Below are 12188 nucleotides of genomic sequence, written 5' to 3' on the forward strand. Positions count from 1 at the left end.
GTTCGTGCTGAACTTCAACTTCGTCTATCGCGCCGAACAGCATATCACCTCCGGGCTGGTGGCGGTCACCTTCGCGCTGCTGCTGGTTCCCAACGCCCTGTTCGCCCGTCTTTTCCTGGGGCAGCGGCTGGGGCGGCAGCTATTGATCGGGTCGGTGATCGCGATGGCGGGGGTGGCGCTGCTGTTCCTGCAGGAGGCGCGCACCGATCCCAGCGGCGGGCATCGCTCGTTCCTTGGCATCGCGTTGACGGCATGCGCGATCCTGTCGGCGTCGAGCGCGAATGTGATGCAGGCGACGCGCACCGCCGCGCGCTATCCGATGGTGCCGACGCTCGCGACCGCGATGTTGATCGGCGCGGCGCTGGACGCGGCATGGGCGTGGATCACCACCGGCCCGCCGGTGATCGAGCCGCGCTGGTCCTATCTCGCCGGGGTGCTGTACCTGGGCGTGGTCGCTTCCAGCCTCGCTTTCACGCTGTATTTCCGCATCATCCGCACGATCGGCCCCGCCAAGGCGGCGTACAACAGCGTCATCGTCCCGGTGATCGCGATGCTGCTGTCGACCGTCTTCGAGGATTATCGCTGGACGCCGCTGGCCGCCGCCGGGGGCGTGCTGGCGGGGATCGGGCTGGTGGTGGCGCTCAGCGCGCGCAGGCCGAAGACATAATCGGGATAGAGCAGCCGCCAGCCGAGCACGCGCTTCGCCTTGCCATTGGCGACGCGGCGGTTTTCGGCATGGAAGGCGCGCGCGGCGGGGCTGAGCGCGGCCAGCGGGACGATCGGCGGCGGCGCCATGCCGAGCAGGCGCGCAGCATGCTCGATCACCTCGTCCTGCGGCGCGGGGCGGTCGTCGGAAAGGTTGTAGATGCCCGCCGGGGCATCGAATGCCCGCACCACCGCACCCGCGATATCGTCGACATGGACACGGCTGAACACCTGCCCCGCCACGCCGGTGCGGTGTGCCGTGCCCGCCGCGACTCGATCGAGCGGGGAACGGCCCGGGCCATAGATTCCCGGCAGGCGAAAGACACGCGCGCCCAGCGCACACCAAGCCGCATCGGCGGCGTTGCGCGCGCCCCGGCGACCGCGATCCGCCGACGCGCTTTCATCCACCCACGCCCCGCCGGTATCGCCATAGACGCCGGTCGAGGACAGATAGCCGCACCACCGCCCCGCCAGGGCATCGCGATAGCGTAGCAGCACCGCATCGCCGTCTTCATCGGGCGGCACCGACGACAGCACATGCGTCGACGCCGCCAGCGCCGCGCGCACCCTCGCCTCGTCATCGAAGCGGATCGTGCCGTCGCGACCGTCGCGCGTGGTGGCCAGAAGCGGCCAGCCCGCCGCCGCCGCGATCGTGCGCGCCGTATATCCCAGACCGAAGACGAACAGCCGGCTCATGCCGCCACCCCCGGCAGCGCGATCGTCCCGTCCATCCGTCGCATCGCCATCTCCGCCATCAGGGGGCCATCGGGCCGCCGTACAGGGTGCCGAAATAATCGCCCTTGTTCCAGACCGGCCGTGACGGCGCATCGGCGATGTCGCGCGCGATGCGGAAATTGGCATCGACGAAACGCACCCCCTGGTCCCACAGGATCGGCTGCATCAGATCGTCGCATGGCCGATGATAGCATTGCCCCATGAAGCGATCGAACGCCGCCCGTCCCTGCCCCTTCAATCCCGGCCACAGGAAGATCGACGGCACACCCTTGCGGACGAAATTATAATGATCGGAACGAACGAAGATCGACATGTCGGGCACCGGATCGGGGGATAAGGTGACTCCGATCGCGCTGGTCGCGCGTGCGATGATCGCCCCCAGCGACGAGCGATCGCCGCCGAACGCCACCATATCCTCGAAGCGATAGGTCAGGATCGGCATGTCGAGGTTCACGTCGGCGACGATGTCGCGGATCGGCACCGGCGGGTGGTTCACGAAATAGTCGCTGCCGACCAGCCCCTTCTCCTCGGCGGTGAGCGCGAGGAAGATGATGCTTCGCTTCGGCGCGACACCTGCCGCGCGGAAACGGTGCGCCTCCTCGATCAGGCTGGCGATGCCGAGTGCATCGTCCAGCGCGCCATTGTTGATCGCATCACCATCGACCGGCGCCCCCACGCCGATATGGTCGAGGTGCGCGGACAGGACGACGAACTGTTTCGCCAGCACCGGGTCGCTACCGGGCAGCACGCCGACGACGTTGCTGCTGTCGAAACGGCGGAACGAGGTCTTGCCCTGCACCGCCAGCCTTCCCGACGCGGTGACCGGGGGCACGCGCATCGTGCGGGCCGCCGCGCCTTTCGCGATCGCCGCCCAGTGCGCGCCGAACAGCTTCCCGGCGCCCGCCGGCGAGAGCGTGCCAAGCAGCGGAGTGCCGGGGGTCAGGCTCTGCCCCGCGGTCGTATCGCCGGTGCCGGTCGCCCAGGTGACGCGCTCCTTGCCGAACGCGCTGCGGGCCTCAGCGAAACCCGGTGACCCGCGCGCCGCCTTGCGCAGGTCCGCGATCGCCAGCGCCCCGATCGCTCCATGGCCGGCGGCGGCGCGCAAGCGCGCTTCCGCCCCCGCGAACGTCGCCGCCACCTCCGCCGGCAATCCCTCGGGCGCGCCACCGACATAGGCGACGATCTTGCCACGCACGTCGACACCGGCGTAATCGTCCAGCCCATAAGCGGGCGCTTCAAGGCCGTGGCCGACGAACACCACCGGCGCGCTGACCGCCACCGTCCTTGCCGCCGGGGTGGCGGCGGGCACGATATCGACGCCGAAGAGCAGCGGCACGCTCGCCCCGTCCGCCCCGGTCCAGACGAAGCTCCCCCGATCGGCCGCCTTGTACGCGACCAGCGGCACCGCCTGTTGATAGCCGCCCTCGTCCCCCAGCGGACGCAGCCCGGCGGCGTAGAATTGGGACGCGACATATTGCGCCGCGATATCGAACTCGCCGCTGCCCGCCTCGCGCCCCTTCATCGCATCGGAGGCGAGGAACATCACATGCGACTTGAGCGCGGCCTGATCCGCCGGCAACGCGGCGTTGATGCGCTCATTGCGCGCCGCGACCGTCGGCGCGGGCCTGGCGGCGGGCGTATCGGGGGCGGCGCTGGCGGTGGAAGCGGTGGCAAGCGCGAACGGCGCAAGGGCGGAAACGCAGCGATGAATCAAGTGGCGATGTCCAGACGAAGCCGCCGTCCGGTCGACGGGGCGATCCGGCAGGGCCATGAGGTTACAACAGAAACTTGTCTAACCGCCAAGGTGCGGGGCGCCTAGCCCCTGTCGACGGCATCCATCGCTGCGGTATCCCCCTCGCCCGTCGATGTGCCGATATCATCGGCTCTTTTCGCATCCGGCGGCTTTGCGATGGAACCACGACGCGCGCCGTCTATAGACATGTCATGGTCGATGCCCGCTCCACGCCCGCCGCTCCGCCCGTCACGCGCCGCGAGGATTACACGCCGCCCGCCTGGCTCGTGCCGCAGGTCGCGCTCGATGTCGCCCTCGATCCGGTGACGACGCGGGTGAAGGCCCGGCTGGAGGTGGTGCGCGCCGGCGCGCATGACGCGCCACTGCGGCTGGATGGTGGCGGACAGCGGCCGCTGGCGGTGTCCGTCGACGGTATCGCGATCAACGACTGGCGGATCGAGGGCGAGCAACTCGTCATCGCACTGCCCGGCGACGCGCATTCTATCGAAACCGAAGTGGAGATCGCGCCCGACCGCAACACCCAGTTGATGGGGCTGTACGCATCCGGCGGCAATCTCTGCACGCAATGCGAGGCGGAGGGCTTTCGCCGTATCACCTTCTTCCCCGATCGGCCCGACGTGCTGGCGACCTATCGGGTACGGATGACGGCGGACAAGGCGCGCTTCCCCGTGCTGCTCGCCAATGGCGATCCGGTCGCCCACGGGGACAATGACGACGGCACGCATTGGGCCGAGTGGCACGATCCCTATCCCAAGCCGTCCTATCTGTTCGCGATGGTCGCGGGCGATCTGGCGGTCAACCGCGACCGCTTCACCACGCGATCGGGGCGGACGGTGGAGCTGGGCATCTGGGTGCGCGAAGCCGACCTGCCCCGCACCAGCCATGCGATGCACGCCTTGAAGCTGTCGATGGCGTGGGACGAGCAGGTCTATGGCCGCGAATATGACCTCGACGTGTTCAACATCGTCGCGGTCGACGATTTCAACTTCGGCGCGATGGAGAACAAGGGGCTGAACATCTTCAACAGCCGCTACATCCTGGCGGATGCCGATACCGCCACCGACTGGGACTATGACGCGATCGCGGCGGTGGTGGCGCACGAATATTTCCACAATTGGTCGGGCAACCGCGTCACCTGTCGCGACTGGTTCCAGCTGAGCCTGAAGGAAGGGTTCACCGTCTATCGCGATCAGTGCTTTTCCGCCGATCAGGGATCGCCCGCCGTCAAGCGGATCGAGGATGTGCGCGGCCTGCGTGCGGCGCAATTTCCGGAGGATGCCGGTCCGCTGGCGCATCCGGTACGCCCCGAAAGCTATATCGAGATCGGCAATTTCTACACCGCGACGATCTACAACAAGGGCGCGGAGCTGATCCGCATGATCGCGACGATCATCGGGCCGCAGGCGTTCCGCGCCGCCAGCGACCTGTATTTCGACCGTTTCGATGGCACGGCGGCGACGTGCGAGGATTTCGTGGCGTGCATGGAGGAAGCGAGCGGGATCGATCTCGCGCAGTTCCGCCGCTGGTACAGCCAGGCCGGCACGCCGCGCGTGTCGGTGTCGCTCGATCACCACCCCGATGGCGGCCGCGCGACGCTGAACCTCGCACAGAAGATCCCCGATACGCCCGGTCAGTCGAACAAGCAGCCGCAGGTGCTGCCGCTCAAGGTACGGCTGTTCGGCGCGGAGACCGGGCGGCCGTTGAGCGACGAGCAACTGATCATCCTCTCCGATCCCGCCGCCAGCGTGACGTTCGAAACCGTCACCGAGCGTCCGGTGGTGTCGCTGAACCGCGGCTTTTCCGCGCCGGTGATCATCGACAGCGACCGGTCGGCAGCGGATCTCGCCTTTCTGGCGCGGCACGACGATGATCCCTTCGCGCGCTACGAAGCGATGCAGCAACTGATGCTCGACACGCTGGTGGCGGCGACGATCGAAGGCGAGGCGGATCACACCCCGGTAATCGACGCAGTCGCGGACACGCTGTCCGATCCGAACCTGGACCGCGCATTCGCCGCCGAATCGGTGCTGCTGCCCGCGGAAAGCTTCATCGGCGATCAGCTGACGACCGTCGACCCCGAAGCGATCTTCCAGGCACGCGAGGCGCTGCGGCGCGATCTGGCGCAGCGGCTGGATGCGCTGTGGCGCGCCGCCTGCGACCCCGCGCTGCGGCGCCCCTATGCCTATACGCCGGAAGACAAGGGCATCCGCCGGCTGCGCAACGTCGCGCTCGGCTATGTCGCGGCATCGGGCGCGAGCGACGCGGCGGCGCTCGCTTATGCCCAGTTCGAGGCGGCGGACAATATGACCGACCGGCCGGGCGCGCTGACCGCGCTGGCGGGTGGCCATTCGGCGGAGCGCGACGCCGCGATCGATGTCTTCTATCATCGTTATGCCCGCAACGGGCTGGTCCTCGACAAATGGTTTCAGACGCAGGCGCTGTCCTCACGCGACGACACCCCCGCGATCGTCGCCGCTCTCGCGGAGCATGCCGATTTCACGCTCGCCAACCCCAATCGCGCACGGGCGCTGATCGGCGCCTTCGGGGTCAACCAGCGCGCGTTTCACGCCGGGACCGGCGAGGGCTATCGCTGGCTGGCGGATCAGTTGCTCGCGCTCGACGCGCTCAACCCGCAAACCGCGGCGAAACTGCTGCCGCCACTTGGCCGCTGGCGCCGCTTCGCGCCCGAGCGGGCGACGCTGATGCGCGACGAATTAGTCCGGATCGTCGAAACGCCGGGCATTTCGAAGGATCTGTTCGAACAGGCGTCCAAAAGCCTGGAGGGATAGCGCCACGTATCGCGCGTCGGCATCCCCGCCGCGCGAACCATCGCCACCGCCAGCGCGCCAGCCGCGACCCGCGGTGGCGGGTCAGCCCGAATTGCGCAGCGCGGTCGCGATCGCGTTGATCGAGAGCAGAATCCCCTCACGCACGCGCTCATCCGCCTCGCCCGCGCGGTGGCGCTTCATCAGCTCGATCTGCAACAGGTTGAGCGGCTCGATATACGGCAGGCGCAGCCGGATCGAGGCGTCGAGCGCGGGATGCTTTTCCAGCAGATGCGCCTGGCCGGTGACGTCGAGCAGACCGTCGTGCGTCAACTGCCAGCCGTCGCGAATCCGGCCGAACATCCGATCACGCATCGCCGCATCCTCGACCAGCCCGGCGTAGCGTTCGGCGATGCCCATATCGGATTTCGCCAGCACCATCTCCAGATTGGCCAGCGTGGCGCCGAACAAAGGCCAGCCCTGCGCCATGTCGCGCAGCAGTGCCCGATCCTCGAACCCGGCGATCGCCTGACCGACGCCGTACCAGCCCGGCAGCATCACGCGCGCCTGCGCCCAGCTGAATACCCAGGGGATCGCGCGCAGATCCTCGATCGCGTCGCTTTGCTTGCGGCTGGCGGGACGGCTTCCGATCTTCAGCCCGGCAATCTCCGCGATCGGCGTCATCTGGCGGAAGAAGGTGCGAAATCCCTCGGTTTCGTACACCAGCCCGCGATAGGCGCGAAACGCCGCCCCGGACAGTGTGTCCATCGCCGCCGCGAACGTGGCGTTCTCGCTGTTCGACAGCGCCTCCGGCTCCAGGCTGGCAAGCAGGGTGGCGGACGCCATCGCCTCCAGATTGGTGATCGCGCTGTCGCGGGTGCCGTATTTGCCGGCGATGACCTCGCCCTGCTCGGTGATCCGGATCCGGCCCTGAACCGTGCCGGGCGGCTGCGCCCGGATCGCGGCGAAGCTGGAGCCGCCGCCGCGCCCCACCGCGCCGCCACGCCCGTGGAACAATTGCATCCCCACCCCGACCGCGTCGAAGACCGGCTTCAGCGCGGTCGACGCCTTCGACAATTGCCATGTCGAGGTCAGGTAACCGCCGTCCTTGTTGCTATCGGAATAGCCGATCATCACTTCCTGATGCCCGCGCTGTCTTGCGATCGCGCGCACCTCGGGGATCGCGAACCACTCGGTCATGATCGCGGGCGCGGCCTCGAGATCCTCGATCGTCTCGAACAGCGGCACCGCCATGATCGCCGCGGTCGCCGGCGCGCCGGGGCGGTACAGACCGACCTCCTTAAGCAGCAGATTGACCTCCAGCAGGTCCGACACCGACTTGGTCATCGAGACGATATACTGGCGGATGCAGGCCGCACCGTAGGTGACGTGCGCCGCCGCCGCCGCACGCACGATCGCCAGCTCGGACGTGGTTTCGTCGGAATAGGTGGCGAAGGCGCTGGTCAGCGGGCGTGCGGTCGCCAGTTCCTGCCGCAGGAGCATCACGCGCGCATCCTCGTCCAGCGCGGCATAATCGTCGCACACGCCGGCCTGTTTCAGCATCTCTGCCACGACCCGCTCGTGCACCGCGCTGTTCTGTCGCAGGTCGAGCGTCGCGAGGTGGAAACCGAACACCTCGACCGCGCGGATCAGCCGCCCGATCGCGCCGCTCGACCCCAGCAGCCCATCCCCGTCCGCCGACAGCGGCCGGGCGATCGTCACCAGATCGGCGCGCAGCGCGGCGGGATCGGCATAGGGCTCCCCGGTCAGATGGCCCGGGCGCGGTGCCGGCTGATCGGTGATCGCGCGATAGGTCGCGGCGACGCGCGCATAAATTCCCGCGATCGCGCGGCGATACGGCTCGTCGCTGCGTGTCTCGGCATGATCGCCGCTCGCCTCCGCCAGCGCCAGCACCCCCGCGTCGACGCGTGCGTGATGGGCCGAGATCGACAGTTCCGCGCCCATCGCATGCAGTTGATCGAGATAGAAGCCGAGCACCGCCTGTGCCGCCTTCGCCAGTGCCGCCTTCAGCGAATCGGCGGTGACGAAGGGGTTGCCGTCGCGATCGCCACCGATCCAGCTGCCGGGTTTCAGAAACGCCGGGACGCGGGTGCCGATCGCGCGATCCCAGCGCTGGTACAGCGCCGGGATGACCGGCAGGAACACCTCGCGCAGATAGCTGAGCGCGGTTTCCACCTCGTCGACGACATACAGCCGCTCGCGCCGCAACACGCGCGTCTGCCACAAGAGCGCGACCTGCCGGACCACCGCCTCGTCGACGCGATCGCCATCCGGCGTATGATCCAGCCCGCGATCGCGGAGCGCCATCAGTTGCGCGATGCGGTTGCGGTGGTCGATCATGCTCTTCCGCCGCACCTCGGTGGGATGCGCGGTCAGCACCGGGGCGATCAGCGCATGATCGAGCAGCGCCAGCACCGCCTCGCGATCGATCCCCTCGCCCGCCAGCCGCTCCAGCGCGGCGGCGAGGTCGGCGCCCTGCTCCGCCGCGATCCCCTGACGATCCTCGGCAAGGTTCGCCAGCATCGAGAACAGCATGAAGCCGCGAACGAAATCGAGCGTCTCGTCCAGGTTCAGCGTCCCGAGTTCGGCGCCGGGCTCGATCGCCTGATTCCCGCGATGCCGCTCGACCGAGGCGGAGCGGATCGCCTCGGTCCGCTCGTACAGTTTTTCCCCGCCATAGGCCCGGATGACATCGCCGAGCACACGGCCCAAATAGCGGACATCGGGATTGTTCGTGATCGGGGGAAGCGTGGCCATGCGGGGATGCTGCGCTGCAACAGCTTTGCGGTCAATCACCAATCGGCGGGTGTGACATGTGTCGGGCCGGCTCGCCCGACCATAAGGGTCCCCGCCTCCGTATCGCGGGAGGACCGGATCCGTTTGGCGTGGCACGACACCACGCCCGGCCCTTTATTTGGCGACCGCGGCGGCGTTGGCCGTCGGTTCATCCGCCGGGGTAGGCAGATCCGCCTCATGCAGCTCCCGCGCGCGTTCGCGTTCGTCGCTGGTCACCGAACCATCACGATTGGCGTCCTGCGCGTCGAAGCGCGCCATCATCCAGCTGCTCCATTCGTCGTTGGAGATCGCGCCGTCCTTGTTGCGATCGATGTCGCCCAGCCGGGGCATCAGACGCGGCGGCAGTTCATTGCGCGTCAGCTTGTCGTCGTTATTGACGTCGATCCGCCGGAAGCGGCGCTCGACCACGCCGCCGAAATCGAGCCGCGACATCACGAACGGCGGGACGTAGTTCGCCAGCACCTCCGCATTCGCCTGGTCCTCGACATCGCGCTTCGAGCATGCGGTCAGCAGGATCAGCCCCGCCGCCATCGTTACCATCATCCGCATGCGCACATCGTCTCCATCAGGCCTCCAGCTCTACGTCCCAGTAGAGCCAGTCGTGCCATGTCTCATGCAGATAATTGGGGGGAAAGCGACGCCCGTGTTCCTGCAACTGCCAGCTGGTCGGCCGGATCGGGGTGGAATACAAGGGCATACCGGCCTGTTTCGGGGTGCGCCCGCCCTTGCGCAGGTTGCACGGCGCGCAGGCGGTGACGACATTCTCCCATGTCGTGCGGCCGCCCTGGGCCCGCGGGACGACATGGTCGAAGGTCAGTTCGCGGGTCGCGCTGCCGCAATATTGGCAGGCGAACGTATCGCGCAGGAACAGGTTGAAGCGCGTGAAGGCGGGGAATTGCGACGGCTTCACGAATTGCTTTAGCGCGATCACCGATGGCAGGCGCATCACCTTCGTCGGGCTGCGCACCTCGCGCTCGTAATGGGCGACGATGTCGACACGCTCGAGGAAGACCGCCTTGACCGCCGTCTGCCACGGCCAGATGCTCAGCGGGTAGTAGGATAACGGCGTATAATCGGCGTTCAGCACCAACGTCGGACAGGAGTCCGGGTGCCGTATCAGGTCGGGATGGAACACGCTTGGACGTCCCCCTTTCCGCTACTCGCCAGCGCTTTCGCTCACCGGCGTGACGCCATGATGACAGTCCGGCCCGCCCGGTTCAAGACTGGCGGCGCCGTGCCCCCTGTGGCAGCACGCCCGCGACAAGCCCGGGCGCCTGCGCCCGCCGTGATGGGAATGTGATCATGTCGACCTATGCCGCCCGCCTCGCCGCCCTGCGCGAACAGCTGTCGCGCCAGCGCCTCGACGGCTTCGTCGTCCCGCTGACCGATGAGCATATGAGCGAATATGTCGGCGCCTATGCGCAGCGGCTGGCGTGGTTGACGGGCTTTCAGGGCTCCGCCGGCACCGCCGTGGTGCTGCCGCAGGAAGCGGCGATCTTCACCGACGGCCGCTACACGTTGCAGGTGCGGGAGCAGGTATCGGCGGACGACTGGCAGTTCGTCGGCGTGCCCGATAGCAGCGTCGCGCAATGGCTGGGCACGCATGCCGGCGCGGGCGCACGGATCGGGTATGACCCGTGGCTGCACACCCGCGCCTGGGTGGACGAAGCGCGCGCCGCGCTGGCGGGTGTCGGCGCCGAACTGGTCGCGGTCGACGGCAATCCCGTCGACGCGGTGTGGCCCGACCGCCCCGCCCCGTCCGCCGCGCCGCTGACCGTCCAGCCGGACGCGCTCGCGGGGCGATCCTCCGCTTCGAAGCGCGCCGACGTGGCGGACTGGCTGACGACGGTGGGCGCGAAGGCGACGGTGATCGCGGCGCTGGACTCGATCGCCTGGCTCTTCAACGTGCGCGGCGCGGATGTCGCGCGCACCCCGGTGGCGCTGTCCTATGCGATCGTCCACCGCGACGGCACCGCCGACCTGTATGTCGCACCCGAGAAGATGACGTCGCAGGTGGCGGAGCATCTCGGCAATGCGGTGCGGGTGCATGACCGCGCGGCCTTCGCCGCCGCGCTCGACGGGCTCGCGGGCCGGCGTGTCGCGATCGATCCCGCCTTGGCGGTCTCCGCGATCTTCGACCGGGTGGAACGCGGCGGCGGGACGGCGCTGGCGCTGCGCGATCCCACCGTCGTCGCCAAGGCGACCAAGAACCCGGTCGAGATCGCGGGGCATCGCGCGGCCTCGCTGCGCGACGGGGCGGCACTGACGCGCTTTCTGCGCTGGATCGCGGACGAGGCACCGCGCGGCGGGCAGACCGAATGGTCCGCGGCGGCGAAGCTGGAGGCGTTTCGCCGCGAGACGGGCGCACTGCGCGACCTGTCGTTCGACGCCATTTCCGCCACCGGCCCGCATGGGGCGATCCCGCATTACCATGTCACCGAAGAGTCGAACCTGCCGATCGAGAACGGTCAGCTCTACCTGATCGATTCGGGCGGCCAGTATCAGGATGGCACCACCGATGTGACGCGCGTCGTGCCGATCGGCACGCCCAGCGCGGAAATGCGCGATCGATACACACGCGTGCTGAAGGGGCATATCGCGCTGGCCACCGCCACCTTCCCGCGCGGAACGACCGGGGCGCAGCTCGACACGCTGGCGCGCTTGCCGCTGTGGCAGGCCGGGCTCGATTTCGCGCACGGCACCGGGCACGGCGTGGGCAGCTTCCTCGCGGTGCACGAAGGCCCCGCGCGGATCGCCAAGCCCAGTTATGGCGGCAACGGGCCGTTCGAGCCGCTGTTGCCCGGCATGATCCTGTCGAACGAGCCCGGCTATTACAAGGCGGGCGAATATGGCATCCGCATCGAAAATCTGCTGCTGGTGGTGGAACGCGAACTGCCCGGCGGCGAGGCGGTGATGCTGGGGTTCGAAACGCTGACGCTGGCGCCGCTCGATCGCGATCTGATCGATCCGGCCCTATTGACCGATGGCGAGCTGATGTGGCTGAATGCCTATCACGCCCGCGTCGCGGAAGAGTTGTCGCGGGTATTGGAGGGGGAAGACGCCCGATGGCTCGCTTCAAGATGTTCGCCCGTCGCACGATGATCGTCGTCGGCTTTACCGCGCTGCTGGGGGCCGCGTCGCTCGGCACGTGGCAGGGAATCGCCGCCGCATTCACGCTCGGTCATTACGCCACCGACGCCCGCTAGACGGATAAGCCCGCCCACGGCAGGCCACGCGCCGCCGGGCAGCGCGACGGACCGCGGCCTCAGGAGCGTTCGTCGCGCTCGCTGCCCTCCGCCGGGGCGCGCACCGCCACGCCCGCCGGTGCATCGGCCGCCGCGCGCGCCTGCGCCTTGCGCCGTTTCAGGTTGGCGCGCAGTTGCTCGGCGAGCCGCTCCGCCCGTTCATCGCGA

The 12188-nt window shown here is 68.4% G+C and carries 9 protein-coding genes; 4 read left to right on the plus strand and 5 right to left on the minus strand.

What is annotated here, in order from left to right; genetic code table 11:
- Window positions 1-667 (plus strand): DMT family transporter (locus tag ACFDSW_RS10780; RefSeq protein WP_375250294.1); only part of this gene is annotated, 667 nt, incomplete at its 5' end.
- Here ACFDSW_RS10780 and ACFDSW_RS10785 read toward each other — a convergent pair.
- Together ACFDSW_RS10785 and ACFDSW_RS10790 are read right to left on the minus strand one after the other, a co-directional pair.
- The gene (locus tag ACFDSW_RS10785) at window positions 577-1401 is read right to left on the minus strand and encodes an NAD(P)-dependent oxidoreductase (protein WP_375250295.1); all 825 of its coding nucleotides are present in this window, start codon (window positions 1399-1401) and stop codon (window positions 577-579) included. The two genes, ACFDSW_RS10780 and ACFDSW_RS10785, sit on opposite strands and share 91 nt — an antisense overlap.
- A 58-nt stretch (window positions 1402-1459) precedes the next feature.
- Window positions 1460-3154: a M28 family peptidase gene (locus ACFDSW_RS10790; protein WP_375250296.1), complete on the minus strand. Its 1695-nt coding sequence runs from the start codon at window positions 3152-3154 to the stop codon at window positions 1460-1462.
- Window positions 3155-3384: 230 nt separating this feature from the next.
- Here ACFDSW_RS10790 and pepN point away from each other — a divergent pair, with 230 nt between their 5' ends.
- Window positions 3385-5982, plus strand: coding sequence for an aminopeptidase N (gene pepN, locus ACFDSW_RS10795; protein WP_375250297.1), 2598 nt, complete (start codon window positions 3385-3387; stop codon window positions 5980-5982).
- Between the two features lie 81 nt (window positions 5983-6063).
- Here the strand turns inward: pepN and ppc are convergent, their stop codons facing one another.
- From ppc to ACFDSW_RS10810, 3 genes are all read right to left on the minus strand, one after another.
- On the minus strand, window positions 6064-8736 hold the full coding sequence (ppc, locus tag ACFDSW_RS10800; RefSeq protein ID WP_375250298.1) for a phosphoenolpyruvate carboxylase: 2673 nt from the start codon (window positions 8734-8736) through the stop codon (window positions 6064-6066).
- Window positions 8737-8889: 153 nt separating this feature from the next.
- The gene (locus ACFDSW_RS10805; RefSeq protein ID WP_375250299.1) at window positions 8890-9324 is read right to left on the minus strand and encodes a hypothetical protein; all 435 of its coding nucleotides are present in this window, start codon (window positions 9322-9324) and stop codon (window positions 8890-8892) included.
- 16 nt (window positions 9325-9340) lie between these two features.
- Window positions 9341-9910 (minus strand): HNH endonuclease, encoded by a 570-nt coding sequence (locus tag ACFDSW_RS10810; protein ID WP_375250300.1) that lies wholly within the window; start codon window positions 9908-9910, stop codon window positions 9341-9343.
- A gap of 167 nt (window positions 9911-10077) precedes the next feature.
- On the opposite strand from ACFDSW_RS10810, the gene ACFDSW_RS10815 reads away from it, so the two are divergent.
- Window positions 10078-11877, plus strand: coding sequence for an aminopeptidase P family protein (locus ACFDSW_RS10815; RefSeq protein ID WP_375250301.1), 1800 nt, complete (start codon window positions 10078-10080; stop codon window positions 11875-11877).
- Window positions 11841-11981 carry a hypothetical protein gene (locus tag ACFDSW_RS10820; protein ID WP_375250302.1) on the plus strand — a complete coding sequence of 47 codons (141 nt, stop codon included), beginning with the start codon at window positions 11841-11843 and terminating at the stop codon, window positions 11979-11981. The genes ACFDSW_RS10815 and ACFDSW_RS10820 overlap by 37 nt, the downstream gene beginning before the upstream one ends.
- Window positions 11982-12188: the final 207 nt, after the last annotated feature.

The organism is Sphingomonas sp., from assembly GCF_042091075.1.
Taxonomy (GTDB): Bacteria; Pseudomonadota; Alphaproteobacteria; order Sphingomonadales; family Sphingomonadaceae; genus Sphingomonas.